A 20,509-nucleotide genomic window follows, 5' to 3' on the forward strand; every position below is an offset into this window, starting at 1 on the left:
TTGAAACTTGTGGGCGCTGGCTTGCTGGCGATGGGGGGTGAAGCAGCTCCTGGAATCAGGCCTGGTTCTGTTCGGCCGACCAGCTGGCGTACCAGCTGCGGAACAGCGCGTACTGCTGCTCGGCATAGTTGCGCTGGGCGTCGCTGAGGGCATCGGTTTCGTTGAAGTGCAGGCGGTACTCGGTGTCGCCGTTGAGCACCATCAGGTGCTTGTAGTACAGCACCAGGTCGCAGCCTTCATCGAACGACGACAGTACCGCCAGCGCTGCTTCCAGCTCACGTGCCTGACGCCGGGCCTTGGCATCGCCCTTGGCGGCGCGCTTGCTCAGGCTGACCAGTTGCAAGACTTCGCGGGGCAGGGCGTTGCCGATGCCGGTGATGGCGCCGGTGGCGTTGCAGTTGACGAAGCCATGCACCACTTGCGTGTCGACGCCGACCATCAGGGTCACGGCGTCGTCCTGGGAGGTGATGTGCTCGGCGGCGTAGCGCAGGTCGGCGCCGCCGCCGAACTCCTTGAAGCCGATCAGGTTCGGGTACTCGCGGCGTAGTTCGAAGAACAGGTCGGCGCGGGTGGCGAAGCCGTAGTAGGGGCTGTTGTAGATCACCGCCGGCAGCTTCGGCGCGGCGGCGAGGATCGCCGAGAAGTGGTGCTTCTGGGCGATCAGCGAGGCGCCACGGGACAGCACGCGGGGGATGACCATCAGGCCGGCGGCACCGACCTTGGCGGCGTGGGCGGCATGGGATACGGCTTCGCGGGTGTTCACCGCGCCGGTGCCGACGATGGTCGGGATGCCGGCGGCCACCAGGCGCGCCACGCCTTCCTGGCGTTCGGCCTCGGTCAGCAGCGGCCAGTCGCCCATCGAGCCGCAGTACACCACCGCGCTCATGCCGGCCTCGATCAGTTCGCGGCCCTTGCGCACCAGGGCGTCGAAGTCCGGCTTGCGCTCGGCGGTGCAGGGAGTCATCAGGGCGGGCATGGTGCCGGTGAAGATGTTGTCGGTCATTGTTGTCACTCCTGGCGGTATTCAGTGGGAAATCAACGGGGTCAGATGCCCCAGGCGAACGGATCCTGTTCGTCGATCAGCAGGATGCTGTCGGCGGTCATGTGGGCGCGGCCGGTGATGAACGGGCGAATGCGCTCGCCGTCGCGTTCGTAGCGGCCCTGGAAGCGGCTGCCGGTGATGCTGGCCTGGACCCAGGTCTGGCCTTCGGCGAGCTTGCCGTCGGCGGCCAGGCACGCCAGCTTGGCGCTGGTGCCGGTGCCGCAGGGCGAGCGGTCGTAGGCCTTGCCGGGGCACATGACGAAGTTGCGGCTGTCGGCGTTGGCGTCGTCGGCGAACAGCTCGACATGGTCGATCGGGGCGCCGTCCTCGCCGCTGATGCCTTGTGCTTCGAGGGCCTTGAGCAGGGCCCAGGTGTAGTCGGTGAGGGCTTCGCGGTTGTCCAGCTCGATACGCTGGCCGTGGTCGGAGACCAGGAAGAACCAGTTGCCGCCCCAAGCTATGTCGCCGCACACCTGGCCATGCCCTGGCACTTGCACCGCCACCTGACGGCGGTAGCGGTAGGACGGCACGTTGCCGACAGTGACTGAGCCGTCGTCATGCAAGGTGGCGCTGACCTGGCCGACCGGTGTGTCGATCCTGTGCATGCCCGGTCCGATCAGGCCAAGGTGGCGCAGCGAGGCGACCAGGCCGATGGTGCCGTGACCGCACATGTTCAGGTAGCCGGCGTTGTTGAAGAAGATCACCCCGCAGGTCGCATCCGCAGACACCGGGGGGCAGTACAGCGCGCCCACCAGGACATCGCTACCGCGCGGCTCCAGCAGGCAGGCGCGGCGCCAGTGGTCGTGCAGTTCGCGCAGTTCGTCGCGCTGCTCGGCCATGCTGCGGCCATGTAGCTGTGGGAAACCTTTCATCACCAGGCGGGTCGGTTCGCCGCCGGTGTGGGAGTCGATCACATGAACGTGTTTCATCGGCGTGTCCATTGGGTAGTGGGTCAAGAGGCGACGGCGGCGGGGTGTTGGGCGGCATGGGCCTCGCTGGCGGCTTCGCTTTCGTCGTCGCCATCGAGGCGCACCAGCCGCGCCGGCACACCGGTGGCGGCGCCCCAGTAGTAGATGCCCAGGGCACTGGCAGCCACGACCACGGTATCCAGCGGGTGGCCGATCACGCCCAGGCCACCGAAGCTGCCCAGCCAGGAGAGGAAAATGGTCACGGCGTAGAAGCCGATCAGCCAGGCCGACGAGCGCACCTGCTGGCCCAGCGACAGGTGTTCGGTAGGCACGAAGCGCCGGCACAGCAGGTACAGCACGAACATCACGATCTGCAGCGCCAGCAGCCAGGACACGGTGTTCCAGCCCGACCAGTAGACGATCAGCGCGGCGATGATGAACGACAGCGGGCCGAGCACGGCCATGCCCTTGACCTGGAACGGCCGGGCCATGTCCGGGGCGCTGCGGCGCAGGGCGGCCACGGACACCGGGGCCACGGCGTAGCTCAGCACCAGGGCGGCGGAGACCACGTTGATCAGCGCTTCCCACGACGGGAACGGCAGGGTCCAGAACACCGCCAGGGCGAAGGTCAGCCACAACGCCGGGCGCGGGATGCCGGACTGCTCGTCGATGCGGGTGAAGTACTTGAAGAAGGTGCCGGTCTGCGCCCAGCCGTAGATCACTCGCGGGGTGGCGTTCATGTAGATGTTGCCGCAGCCGCTGGGCGAGATCACCGCGTCGGCCACCACCAGGTAGGCCAGCCAGCCGACCCCCAGGGCCAGGGCGATGTCACGGTAGGGCAGGGCCAGTTCCTTGGTCACCCCGGCCCAGCCGTTGGCAATCATCTCGGTCGGCACGCTGCCGAGGAACGCCAGTTGCAGCAGGGCATAGATCGCGGTGGACAGCAGCACCGAGAGAATCAGCGCGATGGGGATGGTGCGCTGCGGGTTCTTCACCTCGCTGGCCACCGAGATGATCGGGGTCAGGCCCAGGTAGGCGAAGATGATGCCGCCGGCCGACACCGCCATCTCCACGCCGGATAGGCCGAACGGGGCGAAGCCCTGGACTTCGAAGTTCTCCGGTTTGAAGAAGGTGAACAGCACGCCGATCACCAGCAGCGGCACGATGAACTTGAACACGCTGACCAGGTTGTTGGCCTTGGCGAAGGTCTTCACGCTGCGGTAGTTGAGCACGAAGAACAGCCCCAGCAGGGCGAACTGCACCAGCCAGCCGAGCACCGTCGGGTCGCTGGAGCCGCTCTTGGTCAGCGCCGGGAACCAGGCCGCGGCGTACTGGCGCGAGGCGACCACCTCGATGGCGATCAGGCTGGAGAAGGCGATCAGGGTGATGAAACCCATCAGGTAGCCGAGCAGCGGGCCGTGGGAGTACACCGGGTAGCGCACCACGCCGCCGGCCCGTGGCAGGGCGGCGCCGAGCTCGCAGTAGACGATGCCCAGTAGCAGCACGGCGAAACCGCCGAGGAACCAGGAGAGGATGCCGGCCGGCCCGGCGATGGCCGAGACGTGGCTGGCGGCGAACAGCCAGCCCGAGCCGAAGATGGCACCGAGGCCGATGAAGGTGAGGTCCAGCAGTGACAGCTGTTTCTTGAATTTGCCTGACATGGGTGCGCCTTCTTGTAGGTTTTGGATAGGCAGGTCTGATGTCACGATGCAGCGGCATGCGCCGCGTTCTTGTAGGTCATGGGGCGGCTTGCGTGGGGCATAGAGTGGACCGATCGGGGGCTCGGTTCTTGATGGTTTTCTGCAAGGTGGGTGACGAAATCGGCATAGTCGGGAGCAAATGCTGGCGCCCGATGGGGACTGCTGACTAGGCTTGCAGGGCGCCAGAACCACTAGAGATGACCGCATGTCCGAGCAACCGTTGACTGCGCTGTACCAGCACCTCGACCAGCACCGCCCCGAATCCCTCGAAGCCTTGCTCACCGGCGTGGTCTGGCTGCTACCGATGCTCGACGTCATCGCCAATGCGGCGATCTTCATCAAGGACGACCAGGCCCGCTATGTGCTGGCCAACCGCACGCTGGTCCAGCGCTGCGGTTTGAAGCACCTGCAACCGCTGCTGGGCAAGACCAGCGCCGAGGTATTCCCGGCGCGCCTGGGCCCCGGCTACACCGAGCAGGATCGCCGGGTGCTGGAGCAGGGCCAGGTGCTGGAGGACCAGCTTGAACTGCACCTGTACGGCAGCCGCGAGCCGGGCTGGTGCCTGACCCACAAACGTCCGCTGTACGATGCGGCGGGGGCGATCATCGGCCTGGTGGGCATTTCGGTTGACCTTCAGTCAGCCGCCGACACCCACCCCGCCTACCAGCGCCTGGCCGCCGTGGACGCGTTTATCCGCGCGCATTTCCACCAGCCGATCAGCATGGGCGAGCTGACCCGCATAGCCGGCATCTCGGTGGCGCAGCTGGAGCGCTACTGCAAGCGGGTGTTTCACCTCACACCCCGGCAGATGATCCACAAGGCCCGTCTGGAACATGCGCACCACCTGCTGCACAGCGACCTGCCGATCATCGAGGTGGCGCTGCGCTGCGGCTACACCGACCACAGCGCCTTCAGCCGGCAGTTCAGGCAACTGACCGGGTTTACCCCGCGCCAGTACCGCCAGGCCACGGCTCAGGAAGCTTGAAACAGGGCGCGGGCCTCGTCGAAACACTGTTCGGCGATGGCCGAGCGTGGCTCGCTGCGGCGCAACAGCAGGCCGACCGGGCTGTGGATGCTCGCCTCCTGCACCGGGATGATGCGCATGTGCTGGCTGAGGTCTTCCAGGCCGCAGTCCAGTGGCATGATCGCGCAGCACACGCCGGTGTTGATCGCCTGGATCAGCTGGAAGGTCGAGTCGCTCTCGAGCACGGCGTTGGGCGTGAGGCCGCGGCTGCGGAAGCTCAGGTCGAGTGATTGGCGGTAGTGCATGCCTTTGCTCAGCAGGCCCAGTGGCAGCTCGCCCAGCTCTTCCCAGTGCAGGCTGTCGACCTCGAACTGGAAGTGCCGGGTGTCGTGCAGCAGGCCCATGGTGGTGATGCTCAGCTCGATCACTTCGAAGAAGCTGGTGTTGACCTGGTCGAGGTAGCAGATGCCCAGGTCGAGCTGGTTGCGGCTCAGGCCGTCGATCACCTGCTCTGAGCTCAGCGACGAAAGCTGGAAATGCAGCTCGGGGTACTTCGCGCGCAACGGCATCAGCAGTTGCATGGGGTTGAAGCTGGCCAGCGGCACGGTGCCCAGGCGCAGGCTGCCGACCACCTGGCCCCGGCAGCTGGCGGCCTCGGCCTGCAGGCCGTCGTGGGCGGCGAGCAGGGTGCGGGCCCAGGCCAGGATGCGTTCGCCGGCTTCGGTGAAGCCTTCGAAGCGCTGGCCGCGCTTGACCAGCACCAGGTCGAGTTCGTCTTCGAGGTTGCGCAGGCGCATGGACAGGGTCGGCTGGGTGATGTGGCACAGCGCCGCCGCCTGGCCGAAGTGGCGGGTCTGGTCGAGGGCGATGAGGAACTTGAGCTGTTTGATGTCCATGGTGCGGCCTGGGTTGCGGGGTGGGTAGACCTTAACCAAGAGTGAAGCACCTGGCTAATCATTGCTGACAAATTCGCTGGCCCGTGGCGGGCAGGCGATAGAAACCGTCGATCACCCGGTACGCGCTATCGATTGGACGCTACCGGGGCTTCTCTCTAACGTGGCCGCCAAGCCAATCCTGGAGCAAAGGCCATGAGCGTGAAACCGGACGCGGTGTTCGTACCGCTGAACATCGCGGTGCTGACCGTCAGCGACACCCGCACCTTCGAGACCGACACTTCCGGCGAGCTGCTGGCCAGCCGCGCGGTCGGCGTGGGCCACCGCCTGGTGGCGCGCGAGCTGCTCAAGGACGATCTGTACAAGATCCGCGCCCAGGTCGCCACCTGGATCGCAGACGAACAGGTGCAGGTGGTGCTGATCACCGGTGGCACCGGTTTCACTGGTCGCGACAGTACGCCGGAAGCGGTGGACTGCCTGCTGGACAAGCGCATCGACGGCTTCGGTGAATTGTTCCGCGCCTTGTCGATTCTCGATATCGGTACCTCGACCGTGCAGAGCCGGGCCCTGGCCGGCATGGCCAACGGCACCCTGGTGTGCTGCCTGCCGGGCTCGACCGGCGCCTGCCGCACGGCATGGGAGGGGATCCTGGCCGAGCAGCTGGATGCGCGGCACCGGCCGTGCAACTTCGTCCCGCACCTGAAGCCGATCGGGGCCTGCGAAAGCCGCGGTTGATCCGACTCTATCGCGGAGCAAGTTCGTTCCCACGCATTACCTCAACACAGTTGTAGCCGGTACGGCCCTATCGCCGGCAAGCCGGCTCCCACAGGGGGGGCACTCTGCCTTGTGGGAGCCGGCTTGCCGGCGATAGGGCTGCGCAGCAGCCCCGGCAATGTCAGCTCAACACATGATCCACCGGCACCAACGCCGGTGGCAGTGGCTCATGCCCCAGGGCCGACAGCACATCGCGCTCTATGGTGCGCACCAGCGCGTCGGTCGGCAGGTCGTTCTCATCCCGTCCGAAGGGGTCTTCCAGCTCGTTGCCGATCGCATCCAGGCCGAAGAAGGTGTAGCTGACGATGGTGGTGAACAGCGGCGCCAGCCAGCCCAGCGGTTCGGCCAGGGCGAACGGCAGCAGCAGGCAGAAGATGTAGATGGTGCGGTGCAGCAGCAGGGTGTAGGGGAACGGCAGTGGCGTACCCTTGATCCGCTCGCAGGTGGCCTGCACGTCCGACAGGCCGGCCAGGCGCTGCTCCAGCAAGGTGTAGCGGAACTCGCTGATCGCGCCACGCTCCGCCAGCCGTGAACAATGTTCACCCACCTCACGCAGGATGCCGTCGCAGACATTGTGCGCCACGATCTGCGCCTTCTCGCCCAGCCAGGGGCGGGCGGCGCCGAGCTCGTCTTCGTTGCGCAGCCGGGCATTGAGGGCATGGGCGAAGGCACAGAGGCTGCGCAGCAGTTCCTTGCGCAGCGCCTCATCCTTGATCACCACGCTTTCGCGCACGAACGAGCGCACCTCGATGATCATCCGCCCCCAGGCCTTGCGGCCTTCCCACCAGCGGTCGTAGCAGGCGTTGTTGCGAAAGCTCATGAAGATCGACAGCGACAGCCCCAACAGGGTGAAGGGCGTGGCGCTGACCGGGTAGAACAGCGCCGGGTAGTGCCGCTCGACCAGCACGATCAGCGCCGCGAGCAAGGTCACCGCCAGGCAGCGCAGGGCGATGCGCTGGACGATCGAGCCTTTGAGGGTGAACAGCACGCGCAGCAGGTCGGGGCGTGAGTGGACGATCAAGGCGGTTCCAGAGGCGGCCGATCAGCCGCCGGTCATGTTCATGAAGCGCAGGATCTGCACCTCGCCGCCCACTTCGAAGTGGTGACGGTAGGGTTTGAGCTGCATGGCGTCGCGGATGGCTTTTTCCAGGCGGGCGCTGTCGCCGGGGCGCTGGCGCATGACCTGCTTGAGGTCCACCGAGTGTTCGTTGCCCAGGCACAGCAACAGGCGGCCCTCGACGGTCAGGCGCACGCGGTTGCAGGTGGCGCAGAAGTTGTGGCTGTGGGGCGAGATGAAACCGACCCGGGTGTTGGGCGCCTCGGCCAGGCGCCAGTAGCGCGCCGGGCCCTGGGACGACTCGGCCGACTCGACCAGGGTGAAGTGCTCGGCCAGGCGCGCGCGTACGTCGTCGCTGGAGCAGAACGATTCGCCGCGCTCGTGCTCGCTGATCACGCCCAGGGGCATTTCTTCGATGAACGAGATATCCAGTTCGCGGTCGATGGCGAAACGCACCAGGTCGACGATCTCGTGGTCGTTGCGGCCCTTGAGCACCACCGCGTTGAGCTTGGTGCGGCGAAAGCCCGCGGCGCGCGCGGCGTCGATCCCGGCGATCACCTGCGCTAGGTCGCCGGTGCGGGTCAGGGCGCGGAAGTGCTCGGGGTCAAGGCTGTCGAGGCTGATGTTCAGGCGCGACACGCCGGCATCGAACAGCGGCTGGGCCAGGCGGCCAAGCTGCGAGCCATTGCTGGTCAAGCACAGTTCGCGCAGGCCGGGCAGGGCGGCGATGCGCCCGCAGAGCTCGACGATGCCTTGGCGTACCAGCGGCTCGCCGCCGGTCAGGCGGATCTTGCGGGTGCCCAGGGCGACGAAACGCTCGGCGACCTGGTACAGCTCTTCGAGGCTGAGAATCTGCTGGCGCGGCAGGAACTGCATGTCTTCAGCCATGCAATAGACGCAGCGAAAGTCGCAGCGGTCGGTAACCGACATCCGCAGGTAATCGACTTTGCGGTTGAAACCGTCGATCAGGGCCTGGGGGTTCTTTTCCACGTTCGCGCTCGACATTGAAGTGGCTGGGGGCGGCGAAAGGCCGCGGATAAGGTCCAAGCTATAACCTGCGCCCATTGGCGTCAAATTGCTTTGCCCGACCATTCGATCAGTCTCCTCTATCACGGCTGCAGGCCGCGCCGGCCAAGGGCCGGGCCCGGTGATCGAAACGCTTTATCACGCCGTCATTTATTTCGATTGGACGCAGCAGGGGGCGCTTCTTAGGCTGGAAAAAACACCGTGCGGAGAAGCGCAGCATGAGCCAGGACGAACACATCAGGGACTACAAGGGGCCGGCCGCCGGCTGGGGCGCGCTCAAGAGCGTGACCAAGAGCTGGCTGGGCAGCGAGAACGCCTTCAAGAACCTGCGGGCCATGCTCAAGACCAACCAGAACGGTGGTTTCGACTGCCCGGGTTGCGCCTGGGGCGAATCGCCGGAAAGCGACATGGTCAAGTTCTGCGAGAACGGCGCCAAGGCGGTCAACTGGGAAGCTACCGGGCGCTCGGTGGATCCGGCGTTCTTCGCCCGCTATAGCGTCAGCGCCTTGCTCGAACAGACCGACTACTGGCTCGAGTACCAGGGCCGCATCACCCACCCGATGCGCTACGACGCGGCCACCGATCATTACGTCGAGATCAGCTGGGACGAGGCATTTGCCCTGGTCGCCCGGCACCTGAACGACCTCGCTTCGCCCGATCAGGCCGAGTTCTACACCTCGGGCCGGGCCAGCAACGAGGCGGCGTTCCTCTACCAGTTGTTCGTGCGTGCCTACGGCACCAACAATTTCCCCGACTGCTCGAACATGTGCCACGAGGCCAGCGGCGTGGGCATGGCCGAAACCCTCGGCGTGGGCAAGGGCACCGTGGTGTTCCATGACCTGGAGCTGGCCGATGCGATCTTCGTGATTGGCCAGAACCCCGGCACCAACCACCCGCGCATGCTCGAACCGCTGCGCGAGGCGGTCAAGCGTGGTGCCCAGGTGGTCTGCTTCAACCCGCTCAAAGAGCGCGGGCTCGAGCGCTTCCAGCATCCGCAGCACCCGTTCGAGATGCTCAGCAACGGCTCCGAGCCGACCAACACTGCGTACTTCCGTCCGGCGCTGGGTGGCGACATGGCGGCCATGCGCGGGATTGCCAAGTTCCTCCTGCAGTGGGAGCGCGAGGCGCAGTTGAACGACGAGCCGCCGGTGTTCGATCACGCCTTCATTGCCGAGCACACCAGTGGCGTCGAGGCCTACCTGGCCGTGGTGGACGCCACACCCTGGGAGCATATCGTCGAGCAGTCGGGCCTGAACAAGGCCGAGATCGAGCTGGCCGCGCGCATGTACCGCAAGGCCGAGCGGGTGATCATGTGCTGGGCCATGGGCGTCACCCAGCACCGCCATTCGGTGCCTACCGTGCAGGAAATCGTCAACCTGCAGCTGCTGCGCGGCAACGTCGGCAAACCCGGCGCTGGCCTGTCGCCGGTGCGCGGCCACAGCAACGTGCAGGGCGACCGCACCATGGGCATCGACGAGAAGCCCAAGACGGCGCTGCTCGACGCCATCGAGAAACGCTTCCAGTTCAAGGTGCCCCGCGAGCACGGCCATAACGCCGTGCTGGCGATCCAGGCAATGGAAGAAGGGCGGGCCAAGGTGTTCGTCGCCCTGGGCGGCAACTTCGCCCAGGCGACTCCGGACACCCCGCGTACCCATGCGGCGCTACGCAACTGTGAGCTGACCGTGCAGATCTCCACCAAGCTCAACCGCTCGCACCTGGTCACCGGGCGCGATGCATTGATCCTGCCTTGCCTGGGCCGCACCGAGATCGATATCCAGGCCGAAGGGCCGCAGGGCGTCACCGTGGAGGACACCTTCAGCATGGTGCATATCTCCCATGGCCAGCTGAAACCGCGTTCTGCACTGCTGCGTTCGGAGCCGGCCATCGTCGCCGGCATGGCCAAGGCCACCCTGGGCAATCGACCCATCGACTGGGACTACGCGATTGCCGACTATGGCCGCATCCGCAGCATGATCGCCGATGTGATTCCCGGCTTCGCCGACTTCAACGCCCGCCTGCAGCATCCGGGCGGGTTCCATCTGGGCAACCACGCCGCGGACCGCAACTTCCGCACGGCCACCGGCAAGGCGCGTTTCACCCCGAGCCAGTTGCCGGAGCAACTGGTCAACGCGGCTGTGCTGGCCCGCGGTGACAAGCCGGACCTGATCCTGCAGACCTTGCGCTCCCACGATCAGTACAACACCACGCTGTATGGGCTCGATGACCGTTACCGTGGCGTGTTCGGGCTGCGCGAGGTGGTGTTCGTCAACGAGGCCGATATCCGCCGCCTGGGCTTCGAGCCGGGCGAGCAGGTGGATATCGTGTCGTTGTGGGAGGACGGCCTCGAGCGGCGAGTGTCGGGCTTCCGCCTGGTGGCCTATGACGTGCCTGAAGGGCAGGCGGCGGCCTATTACCCGGAGACCAATCCATTGGTGCCGCTGGAAAGCTACGGTGAGGGAACCTACACACCAACATCGAAGTTCGTGGCGATCAGGCTGGAGAAGGCCAAGGCGGGGAACCGGATCGAGGCCACCCTGGCTGACTGACAGGGCCGGCCTTATCGCTGGCAAGCCAGCTCCCACAGGGATGGCGTTTGGCTTGAGGTCGACGCCGTCGGGGTGGGAGCCGGCTTGCCGGCGATGAGGCCGGTCCTGCCAGAGATCATTTCAGCGCCCCACCGGATACGCCGTGGTGTACTTCATCTGCTCCATGGCAAAACTCGAAGTGATGTTCGACAACCCGTCGGTGCTGGTGATCAGCTTCTTGTAGAAGCGGTCGTAGGCGGCGATGTCGCCCACCACTACCCGCAGCATGTAGTCCCAGTCGCCGGACATGCGATACACCTCCATCACTTCCTCGAACGCCGTCACCGTGGCGGCGAACTGCGCCAGCCAGGCGCTGTCGTGGCGCTGGGTCTTGAGCTGGACGAACACCGTCAGGCCCAGGCCCAGGCGCTCGGGGTCGAGCAGGGCGACACGGCCGCGAATATAGCCTTCCTCTTCCAGGCGCTTGACCCGCTTCCAGCATGGCGTGGTGGACAGGTTGACCGCTTCGGCGAGGTCCTTGAGGGACAGCGAGGCATCGCGCTGGAGCAGGGTGAGGATGTGCTGGTCGAAACTGTCCATGACGTCGTGTCGCCGATTGCGGGAAAAGTTTCCCGAGATTAGCCGCTCAAGGCGAACGTTGAAACTGCTCTTGGCCATGTGCTGACAGAAATGTTCCGCTGGCGCTCGGGGGCGGTGGATATGAGATAGTGGCGCTTTTCCATCCTCAGGCAATGGACCCGACCATGTCCGACAAACCGCGCAATTTCGCCACTCGTACCATCCACGCCGGTGAGCAATCCAGCGTCGCCGACAACGCCATCTTCCCAGCCATCGTCACCTCCAGCTCGTTCATCAAGCGCGGCCTGGACGATAACCCCGAATACGCCTACAGCCGGGTCAGCAACCCGACCCGGCATGCCTACGAGACCTGCGTGGCCGCACTGGAGGAGGGCGTCGGCGCGGTCGCCTGCGCCTCGGGCGTCAGCGCCACCGCCACGGTTCTCGAGCTGCTGTCCAAGGATGCCCATGTGGTGGTGATGAACGGCGTCTACGGCGGTACCTTCCGCCTGCTGGAAGATTACCGTGGACGCACCTCGGGCCTGACCACCACCTATGTCGACCTCAACGACGTCGAGGCGGTGGCCGCGGCGATCCGCCCCGAGACCCAGCTGATCTGGATCGAGTCGCCGACCAACCCGCTGCTGCACCTGGTGGACATCAAGGCGGTCTGCGAGCTGGCCCGTGAGCGGGGGGTGATGACCTGCATCGACAACACCTTCTGCTCGCCTTGGAACCAGCAGCCGATCACTTTGGGCGTGGACCTGGTGATGCATTCGGCGAGCAAGTACATCGGCGGCCATTCCGACCTGACCGGCGGCGTGGTGGTGGCGGCCAACCACGAGTTGCTGGGGCGCCTGCGCAAGATCAGCATGGCGGTCGGCGCGATCCAGGGACCGTTCGACTGCTACCTGGCATTGCGCGGGCTGAAGACCCTCGATGTGCGCATGGAGCGCCAGAGCGCCAACGCCCTGCGTGTGGCGCAGTTCCTCGAACAGCATCCGCAGGTCGAGCAGGTCTACTACCCTGGCCTGGAAAGCCACCCGCAGCATGACCTGTGCAAGCGTCAGATGCGCACGGGCGGCGCGGTGGTGGCGCTGCGTATCAAGGGCGATCGGGCCGCGGTCAACCGCCTGGTCGAGGCGCTGTCGATCTTCGTCCTGGCCGACTCGCTGGGCGGTGTGGAGAGCATGATCAACCACTCCTGGAGCATGTCGCACAACTCCCTGAGCCCGGAGCAGAAGGGCGTGATGGGGATCAGTGAGAACCTGCTGCGGCTGTCGATCGGGATCGAGGATTACCGGGATCTGATCGAGGACCTGGATGCGGCGCTGAAGGCGTCCGCGTAACGGACGCCGACGTTATCGCGGGGGAATCAGGATTTGGGTGGGTGGACGATGCGTTCGATCTTGTCCTTGATCAGCACCCGCTCCTTGCGCAGGCGGTTTACGGTGTCGTCGCCGGTGGCATTGCCTTCGGCGGCCACCACTTCCTTGTCCTTGGCGTTGTATTCCTTGTGCAGCTTGTGCAGGTCGTGATCCTTGTCGATCAGGGCCTGGAACTGTTCGGCGGTCACGTGCAGGTCTGCGAGCAAATCATGCGGAACTGGCATTTCTTCACCTCTCTCAGGGTTGGTAAACGAGCCTGAACCAAGAGGATAGTCGCCTTTGCCGTATTGCGGGACTGGGTTAGGCTGTCGCATCCCCCTGCGTGAACGGAACCTGCGCCATGCCTCACCTGAACCTGGAATACAGCGACAACCTGCGCGATCTCAATGTCGATGTGCTGCTGCTGCGCCTGAACCACGCTCTGGTCGGCAGTGGCCAGTTCGCCGAAGAACTGGACATCAAGAGCCGCGCCCAGGCCTTTGCCCAATACCGGGTCGGTACTGCCCCGGCCGAACGGGCCTTCGCCCACGTGCGCCTGGCGATCCTCAGTGGGCGTACGCAGCAGGTGAAACAGCAGTTGTCGAACAGCCTGCTCGAGGTGCTGCGCGAGGCGATCCCGGCCCAGCCCGGCCTGGATATCCAACTGTGCGTGGAAGTCCTGGATATCGACCGCGAGCCGTACGCCAAACTTCGCCTGCCTGGCTGAATGGCAGCTGAATGAAAGTTGTTTAATTCATGAAAGACGCCCACCGACCAACTGTTGGCGTCTTTTTCACAAAAAATTGATGCTAGGCTTTCTAGAGTTCGGCCAACTTTCCAACCTGCCCGTCCGGGCGCGTTGGCCGCTGATGAACTCTTGTTGCGAACGCCATGCTGAAACTCAAATCCCTGCGCACCGAATGGGTCACGTTGCTGGCCAGCCTGTACCTGTTGATCGGCTTCAATACCTTGCTTTGGGAGCACCTGGAGTCCATCGTGCCACCGGGCATGGTGGGGCTGTGGCTGAGTCTGGTGTTTGCCGTGCTAATGCTGTTCGCCTTCAATCTCATACTTACGTTACTGGCGTTTCGTTATGTGTTGAAACCGGTATTGATTGTATTGTTCATCAGTGGCGCAAGTGTCGCTTACTTCATGAATCAATATGGTGTTCTTGTTGATGCTGGCATGTTTCGCAATGTCGCCGAAACCAATGTCGCAGAAGTACGTGACCTGCTCTCGCTAAAGTTTGCCGCTTATATCCTGCTGCTGGGTGTGCTGCCGTCGCTGCTGGTGTGGAAGGCCAGGATCGCCTATCGCCCCTGGCACCGCGAGCTGCTGGGCAAGCTGGTGGTCAGTGGCGCTTGCGTCGCGGCCCTGGGCTCGGTGGCGCTGGTCAACTACCAGGGCTTGGCGTCGTTGTTTCGCAACCACCATGAACTGCGCCTGATGCTTACGCCGAGCAATATCGTCGGCGCCTCCATCGGCTATGTCAGCGAGCAAGTGGGTGCGGCCACCCGGCCTTTCCAGCGTTATGGCGAAGATGCCCGTCGCGATGCGGTCTGGCAGCGGCACCAGCGCAAGTCGCTGACCGTGCTGGTGGTCGGCGAGAGTGCCCGGGCGGAAAACTTCGGCCTGCTCGGCTATGCCCGCGACACTACCGCGCAATTGAGCAAGGAGCAGGGCCTGTTGAGCTTTACCGACGTCCACTCTTGCGGCACCGAGACCGCCGTGTCGGTGCCCTGCATGTTTTCCGGCATGCCGCGCAAGGACTACGACGCCCGCGTGGCGAAGAACCGCGAAGGCCTGCTCGACATCCTCCAGCGCGCGGGGTTGGCGGTGCAGTGGCGCGACAACCAGTCCGGCTGCAAGGGCACCTGCGACCGGGTGCAGTTCATCGACGTAAGCAACATGAAGGACCCGAGCCTATGCACCGGTGGCGAATGCCACGACGAGATCCTGCTGCAGGGGCTGGGGGAACTGCTCGACAACCTCGACCAGGACACCGTGCTGGTGCTGCACCAGATGGGCAGCCATGGCCCGGAATACTTCAAGCGCTACCCGGCCGGCAGCGAACCTTTCACTCCGGTGTGCCGCAGCAACGCCCTGAACCAGTGCAGCCAACAGGAGATCGTCAACGGCTACGACAACACCCTGGCCTACACCGACAAGGTGCTGGCGACCTTGATCGATACCCTGCGCAGCAAGCAGGACAAGGTCGACACCGCGATGATCTATCTTTCAGATCATGGCGAGTCTCTGGGCGAGTACAACCTGTTCCTGCACGGCACGCCCTACATGATCGCCCCGGAGCAGCAGAAGCACGTGCCGCTGTTGGTCTGGTTCTCCGACAGCTACCGCGAGGATTTCGGTGTGGATACCGAATGCCTCGGCAAGATGCGCAATGCGCCGTTGTCCCAGGACAATCTGTTCCACTCGATGCTCGGCCTGCTGCAGGTGCGCACCGAGGTCTACCAGCGCTCGCTGGACCTGTTCGCCGGTTGCCGACCCTGGCTGGCGGCCGATCGCTGAGCGTACCGACGATCAGCACCAAGGATGGCGTGGCTTGCGAGGTTTCACCCATTGCGCCCGCGCCGTATATACTGCGCGCCAATGTTAGTGGGAGAGCCTCGTGGCCATCGAAATTCACTGGATCCGTGACGACCAGACCCTGGCCCAGCACTGCCTAAGCTGGCGTGAACTGCCTTTTGTGGCCCTCGACACCGAATTCATGCGGGTCGACACCTTCTACCCGAAGGCCGGATTGATCCAGATCGGTGACGGCAAGCGTGCCTTCCTCATCGACCCCTTGCTGATTCGCGACTGGCAGCCGCTGGCCGAGCTGCTCGAAGACAATGGCGTGGTCAAGGTGCTGCACGCCTGCAGCGAAGACCTGGAGGTCCTGCTGCGCCTGACCGGCAAGCTGCCACAGCCACTGTTCGACACCCAGCTCGCCGCCGGCTACCTGAACATCGGCTTCTCGATGGGCTATTCGCGTCTGGTGCAGGACGTGCTGGGGCTCGAGCTGCCCAAGGGCGAGACCCGCTCCGACTGGCTGCAGCGCCCGCTCTCGGAGACCCAGGTCAGCTACGCCGCCGAAGACGCCGTGCATCTGGCCGAACTGTTCAGCGCCCTGCGCCCGCGGCTGTCGGACGACAAGTACGCCTGGGTGCTCGAGGACGGTGCCGAGCTGGTTGCCGCGCTGCGCCGCGAAGTCGAGCCCGAGACCCTCTACCGCGACGTCAAGCTGGCCTGGAAGCTGGGCCGCCAGCAGTTGGCCGTACTGCGCGAGCTGTGCGCCTGGCGCGAGCGTGAGGCCCGCAGCCGCGATGTACCGCGCAATCGCATCCTCAAGGAACACTCGTTGTGGCCCATGGCCAAGAGCCAGCCCGACAGCCCGTCGGCGCTGGCGAAAATCGACGAAATGCACCCGCGCACCATCCGCCAGGACGGCGAGGCGCTGATCCAGCTGATCAAGCGTGCCGCCAGCCTGCCGCAGGAGCAATGGCCCGCGCCGCTGCCCGAGCCGCTGCCGATCGAAGCCGCCGGCATTCTCAAGCGCCTGCGCGCCATCGGCCAGGCCGAAGGTGAGCGCCTGGGCATCGCCCCGGAACTGATGCTGCGCAAGAAAGCCCTCGAAGCCCTGCTCAAGAGCGGCTACCCCGATGGTCCCTACCAACTGCCCGACTCGCTGCGCGGCTGGCGTCGCGAGCGTATGGGCCAGGCCCTGCTGGACGACCTGGCCGGTGCCGGAGATTCTCGATGAAACGTATCTGCTCGATCTACAAGAGCCCCCGCAAGAACGAGATGTACCTGTATGTGCTCAAGGCCGAGGGCCTGGAGCGTGTGCCCGAGGGGCTGTTGCCTTTCTTCGGCACGCCCGTGCATGCCTTCGACCTGGTGCTCAGCCCCGAGCGCAAGCTGGCCCGCGAGGACATCGCCAAGGTGCTGGAGAACTTGGACAACCAGGGCTACCACCTGCAGATGCCGCCGCCGGACGACGACTACATCGAGCACCTGCCCGAAGAACTGCTGCGCCGCAACGACCCGGCCTGATCCGGGCGCGGTCTCTTCTTTAGTCTGCGGCCCGCCTGGCGGGCCGCTTCCGTTGTTTGCCAAGGTTGTGTGTCACATGCGCGTTCTGATCGCTGAACAGGATCATGCCAACTATGCCCGCCTGCTGGGCGAGGCGGCGCCGGACCTGGAGGTCCTGACCAGTGGCGATTCCGCCGAACTGGCCCGCCAGGCCCCCGACTGCCCGGTATGGCTGGGCCAGCCCGACCTGCTGGCCAGCCTGTTGCGCCAGGGCCACAAACCCCAGTGGATGCAATCGACCTGGGCCGGCATCACGCCATTGCTGGCCGACGGCCTGCCGCGCGACTACCGCCTGACCCGGGCGGTGGGGATCTTTGGCCAGGTGATGGCCGAGTACATGCTCACCTACATGCTTGGCCATGAGCGCGATGTGCTGTCGCGCCTGGTCAGCCAGGTCGAGCGGCGCTGGGACGATCGGCCAGGGCGGACCCTGGAAGGACGGCGGGTGTTGATCGTCGGCACCGGCGATATCGGCCAGCAAGTCGCCGAGTTCCTCATGCCCTTTGGCGTCACCTTGTACGGGGTAGCCAGCAGTGCCCGTGAGCAGGCGCCGTTCGTCGAGGTGGCCGGGCTCGACCAGTTGCCTCGCCTGGTCGGCGAGGCCGACTACGTGCTCAACCTGTTGCCCGACACACCGGCTACCCATGACTTGTACGATGCGGCACTGTTCAAGTGCTTCCGTTCCAGTGCCTTGTTCATCAATGCCGGGCGTGGCGTGGCGGTAGTCGATGCCGACCTGGTCGAGGCGCTCAAGCAAGGGCACCTGGCCGGCGCGGTGATCGATGTCTGCCGCCAGGAGCCGTTGCCCCAGCGCCACCCGTTCTGGACTGCCTGGGGGTTGCTGCTGACCGGGCACAGCTCGGCGCCGACCTCGCCGGCGGCGATGGTGCGGTTGTTCGTCGGGAATGCGCAGGCGTATGCGGCGGGGCAGGGGTTGCGGGGCGAGGTGGATTTCGCGCGGGGTTATTGATCGTAGTCCGGCCGTTGCGGCCCTATCGCCGGCAAGCCGGCTCCCACAGGAGACCGCGCAACCTTGTGGGAGCCGGCTTGCCGGCGATGGGCCGGTGCTATCGAGGGAAGGCTTACAGGCTGAAGTCGCCTTCGGCCGCCAGCTCGCTCAACGGCCGGCGCGGGCTCGGCACTTCGCGGGCCTGCAGACCTTCGGCCAGGGTCGCCTTGTCGCCCAGCTTGCCGATTGCCACCATCGCGTGCAGTGCGTAGCCCTCGGGGATCTTCAGCTCGCGCCGGGCCAGGTCCTGGTCGAAGCCGGCCATGCCGTGGGTGTGCCAGCCGCTGATGCTGGCCTGCAACGCCAAATGGCCCCAGGCCGAACCCGTGTCGAAGGTGTGCCACAGGGCCGGCTTCTCTTCATCGGAGCCGGGAGCGGCGAAGGTGGTCTTGGAGATGATCAGCACCAGCGCCGAGGCATGCTGCGCCCAGCTGCGGTTGAACTCGTTGAGGATGTCCAGGTAGCGCGCCCAGCTCGGCGTGTCGCGACGGGCATAAAGGAAACGCCACGGCTGCGAGTTGTAGGCCGACGGCGCCCAGCGCGCGGCCTCGAGGAAGCTCAGCAAGGTTTCCTGGCTGATCGGCTCGTTGGTGAAGGCGCGGGGCGACCAGCGATTGATGAACTGCTCGTTGATGGCGTAGTCGGCGATGCGTGGGGTGGCGCTCATGGTTGCTCCTGCAAGGGCTGGGACAAAGACCGCACGCTACTGCGTCCGGCGAGCACTGACAAGCGGTCTGGCGTTGCCGCCGGACTGCCTCTAGACTGGCGCCGCCGCGCGCCGCGGATTGATGTTGACTGCAGGAACACGTGTGATGATCGCCGATACCGCGCCCTTCTGGCGGCGCAAGACCCTCGACCAGCTCGATGCGCAAGAGTGGGAGTCGCTGTGCGACGGCTGCGGCCTGTGCTGCCTGCAGAAACTCGAGGACGAAGAGGACAACAGCGTCTACTACACGAGCATCGCCTGCAAGCTGCTCGACCTGCAGACCTGCCAGTGCAGCGACTATCCCAATCGCTTCCGCTTCGTGCCCGATTGCATCCAGCTGACCCCGGGCAAGGCCGACCAGTTCAAGTGGCTGCCGCCCACCTGTGGTTATCGCCTGGTCAGCGAAGGCCAGGATTTGCCGTCGTGGCATCACCTGGTCTGCGGCGATCGCGGGCAAGTGCATGAGCAACGCATTTCCCGGTCCGGGCGGATGCTCAGCGAGAACGACGTGGACGAAGACGACTGGGAAGACCACCTGATTTTTCGCGCGGGTTGAGCCGCGCGGCTACAAGGAGTTTCGCTATGCGTCGCCCGCTGTTGATGGTGCTTGGTCTGCTGCTCAGCACCCAGGCGCTGGCCAGGAAAGTCGATCTGGACTATCAGGTTCGCCTGTTGCCGCAGAGCGGCCAGGCCGAGGTGCGCCTGACCTTGGCCGACGGCAGCGTGGTGCGCAGCCTGGACTTCGACCTGGGCAAAGCCGGCGTCTATAGCGACTTCCTTGCTGATGGCCAGTGGCAGCTGCAGAACGGGCGCGGTGTCTGGCACCCGGCGTCAGGCAAGACCAGCCTCAGCTACCGCGTGCTGCTCGACCAGCAACCGAAGGGCGGTGCCCATGAAACCCGCATGACCGCGCACTGGGCGCTGTTCCGTGGCGATCAGCTGGTGCCGCCGGCGCGCCTCGACCAGCAGGACGGCACCGAGCTGGTGTCGCGCCTGGCTTTCGACCTGCCGGCCGGCTGGAAGAGTGTCGAGACCGCCTGGCCACGCATCGGTCGGCAGAAATTCCGCATCGATGATGTATCGCGCCTGTTCGACCGCCCCACCGGCTGGATGCTCGCCGGCAACCTGGGCAGCCGCCGGGCGCGTCTTGGCGATACCGAGGTGACCGTCGCCGCGCCGCAAGGGCAGGGCATGCGCCGCATGGACACCTTGACCCTGCTGACCTTCGTCTGGCCGCAGTTGCAGTCGGTGTTTCCACGCAACCCGCCCAAGTTGCTGCTGGTCGGTGCCCGCGATGAGATGTGGCGTGGCGTGCTCGGCGGCAACAATTCGTTGTACCTGCACAGCACGCGCCCGCTGGTCAGCGAGAACGGCACCAGCCCGGTGCTGCGTGAGCTAGTGCAGTTGTTCGCCCGCATCAACGACCGCGATGGCAGCGACTGGCTGGGCGAAAGCCTGGCCGATTACTACGCCGCCGAGCTGTTGCGTCGTGCTGGCGGTATGAGCGACGACCGCTACGAGGCGTTGCAGGCGCGCCTGCACAAGCTGGGCGACAAGGTTAATCACCTCAAGGGTGCCAAGGCTAGCCCGGCCCAAGTGGCTCGCGGCGTGTTGCTATTGCAGGCGCTGGACCGCGAGATCCGGCTGCACAACCATGACAAGCGTTCGCTGGACGATGTCGCCCGGGCGCTGATGCGCCTGTCGAGCGTCAGCACCGAGGAGTTCGTGCAGATCAGCGAGAACGTCCTGGGGCGGCAGTCCGAAGCATTGCAAAGCAAGGTATTGCGCTAGGCGCAGGATCTATCGCGGGGCAAGCCCGTTGCCACGACCCCGGACATCATTTTGAACGCGGGCTCGTGGGAGCGAG

At 65.2% G+C, this 20,509-nt stretch carries 20 protein-coding genes; 11 read left to right on the forward strand and 9 right to left on the reverse strand.

Annotated elements, in window-relative coordinates; genetic code table 11:
* Nucleotides 1-55 precede the first annotated feature (55 nt).
* The 3 genes from KSS90_RS06635 to KSS90_RS06645 are packed head-to-tail and all read right to left on the reverse strand — an operon-like array spanning nt 56 to nt 3,611.
* Nucleotides 56-1,003, reverse strand: a complete 948-nt coding sequence (locus tag KSS90_RS06635; RefSeq protein WP_217868679.1) for a dihydrodipicolinate synthase family protein — start codon at nt 1,001-1,003, stop codon at nt 56-58.
* A 41-nt stretch (nt 1,004-1,044) separates the two neighbouring features.
* On the reverse strand, nt 1,045-1,971 hold the full coding sequence (locus KSS90_RS06640; RefSeq protein WP_217868681.1) for a 4-hydroxyproline epimerase: 927 nt from the start codon (nt 1,969-1,971) through the stop codon (nt 1,045-1,047).
* A gap of 23 nt (nt 1,972-1,994) precedes the next feature.
* Nucleotides 1,995-3,611 (reverse strand): APC family permease, encoded by a 1,617-nt coding sequence (locus tag KSS90_RS06645; RefSeq protein ID WP_217868682.1) that lies wholly within the window; start codon nt 3,609-3,611, stop codon nt 1,995-1,997.
* Between the two features lie 244 nt (nt 3,612-3,855).
* Here KSS90_RS06645 and KSS90_RS06650 point away from each other — a divergent pair, with 244 nt between their 5' ends.
* The gene (locus tag KSS90_RS06650) at nt 3,856-4,635 is read left to right on the forward strand and encodes an AraC family transcriptional regulator (RefSeq protein WP_217868684.1); all 780 of its coding nucleotides are present in this window, start codon (nt 3,856-3,858) and stop codon (nt 4,633-4,635) included.
* Here the strand turns inward: KSS90_RS06650 and KSS90_RS06655 are convergent.
* Nucleotides 4,623-5,510 carry a LysR family transcriptional regulator gene (locus KSS90_RS06655; RefSeq protein ID WP_217868685.1) on the reverse strand — a complete coding sequence of 296 codons (888 nt, stop codon included), beginning with the start codon at nt 5,508-5,510 and terminating at the stop codon, nt 4,623-4,625. The two genes, KSS90_RS06650 and KSS90_RS06655, sit on opposite strands and share 13 nt — an antisense overlap.
* A gap of 192 nt (nt 5,511-5,702) precedes the next feature.
* Between KSS90_RS06655 and moaB the strand changes: the two genes are divergently transcribed.
* The gene (gene moaB / locus KSS90_RS06660) at nt 5,703-6,242 is read left to right on the forward strand and encodes a molybdenum cofactor biosynthesis protein B (protein ID WP_139673042.1); all 540 of its coding nucleotides are present in this window, start codon (nt 5,703-5,705) and stop codon (nt 6,240-6,242) included.
* A 160-nt stretch (nt 6,243-6,402) separates the two neighbouring features.
* Here the strand turns inward: moaB and KSS90_RS06665 are convergent, their stop codons facing one another.
* Together KSS90_RS06665 and moaA are read right to left on the reverse strand one after the other, a co-directional pair.
* The gene (locus KSS90_RS06665; RefSeq protein WP_217868686.1) at nt 6,403-7,302 is read right to left on the reverse strand and encodes a bestrophin family protein; all 900 of its coding nucleotides are present in this window, start codon (nt 7,300-7,302) and stop codon (nt 6,403-6,405) included.
* A 21-nt stretch (nt 7,303-7,323) separates the two neighbouring features.
* Nucleotides 7,324-8,328 carry a GTP 3',8-cyclase MoaA gene (gene moaA / locus KSS90_RS06670; protein ID WP_217868687.1) on the reverse strand — a complete coding sequence of 335 codons (1,005 nt, stop codon included), beginning with the start codon at nt 8,326-8,328 and terminating at the stop codon, nt 7,324-7,326.
* 254 nt (nt 8,329-8,582) lie between these two features.
* Between moaA and KSS90_RS06675 the strand changes: the two genes are divergently transcribed.
* Entirely contained in the window at nt 8,583-10,910 is a 2,328-nt protein-coding gene (locus KSS90_RS06675) for an FdhF/YdeP family oxidoreductase (protein ID WP_217868688.1), read from the forward strand.
* Nucleotides 10,911-11,030: 120 nt separating this feature from the next.
* On the opposite strand, the gene KSS90_RS06680 is transcribed toward KSS90_RS06675, so the two are convergent.
* A complete protein-coding gene (locus tag KSS90_RS06680; RefSeq protein ID WP_046856697.1) occupies nt 11,031-11,489 on the reverse strand; it encodes an Lrp/AsnC family transcriptional regulator in 459 nt (152 codons plus the stop codon).
* 152 nt (nt 11,490-11,641) lie between these two features.
* Here KSS90_RS06680 and KSS90_RS06685 point away from each other — a divergent pair, with 152 nt between their 5' ends.
* Nucleotides 11,642-12,817, forward strand: coding sequence for a trans-sulfuration enzyme family protein (locus KSS90_RS06685; protein ID WP_217869749.1), 1,176 nt, complete (start codon nt 11,642-11,644; stop codon nt 12,815-12,817).
* A gap of 26 nt (nt 12,818-12,843) precedes the next feature.
* Here KSS90_RS06685 and KSS90_RS06690 read toward each other — a convergent pair whose 3' ends face one another.
* Nucleotides 12,844-13,080 (reverse strand): HP1242/YdcH family protein, encoded by a 237-nt coding sequence (locus tag KSS90_RS06690; protein WP_217868690.1) that lies wholly within the window; start codon nt 13,078-13,080, stop codon nt 12,844-12,846.
* A 116-nt stretch (nt 13,081-13,196) separates the two neighbouring features.
* Between KSS90_RS06690 and KSS90_RS06695 the strand changes: the two genes are divergently transcribed.
* The 5 genes from KSS90_RS06695 (at nt 13,197) to KSS90_RS06715 (ending at nt 17,897) form a co-directional block, all read left to right on the forward strand.
* Nucleotides 13,197-13,562 carry a 5-carboxymethyl-2-hydroxymuconate Delta-isomerase gene (locus KSS90_RS06695; protein ID WP_023630459.1) on the forward strand — a complete coding sequence of 122 codons (366 nt, stop codon included), beginning with the start codon at nt 13,197-13,199 and terminating at the stop codon, nt 13,560-13,562.
* Nucleotides 13,563-13,726: 164 nt separating this feature from the next.
* Entirely contained in the window at nt 13,727-15,364 is a 1,638-nt protein-coding gene (locus KSS90_RS06700; protein WP_217868692.1) for a phosphoethanolamine transferase, read from the forward strand.
* A 100-nt stretch (nt 15,365-15,464) separates the two neighbouring features.
* Nucleotides 15,465-16,598, forward strand: coding sequence for a ribonuclease D (gene rnd, locus KSS90_RS06705; protein WP_217868693.1), 1,134 nt, complete (start codon nt 15,465-15,467; stop codon nt 16,596-16,598).
* The gene (locus KSS90_RS06710) at nt 16,595-16,888 is read left to right on the forward strand and encodes a YcgL domain-containing protein (protein WP_217868695.1); all 294 of its coding nucleotides are present in this window, start codon (nt 16,595-16,597) and stop codon (nt 16,886-16,888) included. Before rnd ends, KSS90_RS06710 begins: the two co-directional genes overlap by 4 nt.
* Before the next feature lie 76 nt (nt 16,889-16,964).
* Complete coding sequence (locus KSS90_RS06715; RefSeq protein WP_217868696.1) at nt 16,965-17,897, forward strand: D-2-hydroxyacid dehydrogenase; 933 nt, start codon at nt 16,965-16,967, stop codon at nt 17,895-17,897.
* A gap of 112 nt (nt 17,898-18,009) precedes the next feature.
* Here the strand turns inward: KSS90_RS06715 and KSS90_RS06720 are convergent, their stop codons facing one another.
* Nucleotides 18,010-18,603: a nitroreductase family protein gene (locus KSS90_RS06720; RefSeq protein WP_102681718.1), complete on the reverse strand. Its 594-nt coding sequence runs from the start codon at nt 18,601-18,603 to the stop codon at nt 18,010-18,012.
* 145 nt (nt 18,604-18,748) lie between these two features.
* Between KSS90_RS06720 and KSS90_RS06725 the strand changes: the two genes are divergently transcribed.
* Together KSS90_RS06725 and KSS90_RS06730 are read left to right on the forward strand one after the other, a co-directional pair.
* Nucleotides 18,749-19,198: a YcgN family cysteine cluster protein gene (locus KSS90_RS06725; protein ID WP_102681719.1), complete on the forward strand. Its 450-nt coding sequence runs from the start codon at nt 18,749-18,751 to the stop codon at nt 19,196-19,198.
* 26 nt (nt 19,199-19,224) lie between these two features.
* Complete coding sequence (locus KSS90_RS06730) at nt 19,225-20,433, forward strand: hypothetical protein (RefSeq protein WP_217868698.1); 1,209 nt, start codon at nt 19,225-19,227, stop codon at nt 20,431-20,433.
* Nucleotides 20,434-20,509 lie beyond the last annotated feature (76 nt).

This window comes from Pseudomonas maumuensis (assembly GCF_019139675.1).
Classification (GTDB): Bacteria; Pseudomonadota; Gammaproteobacteria; order Pseudomonadales; family Pseudomonadaceae; genus Aquipseudomonas; species Aquipseudomonas maumuensis.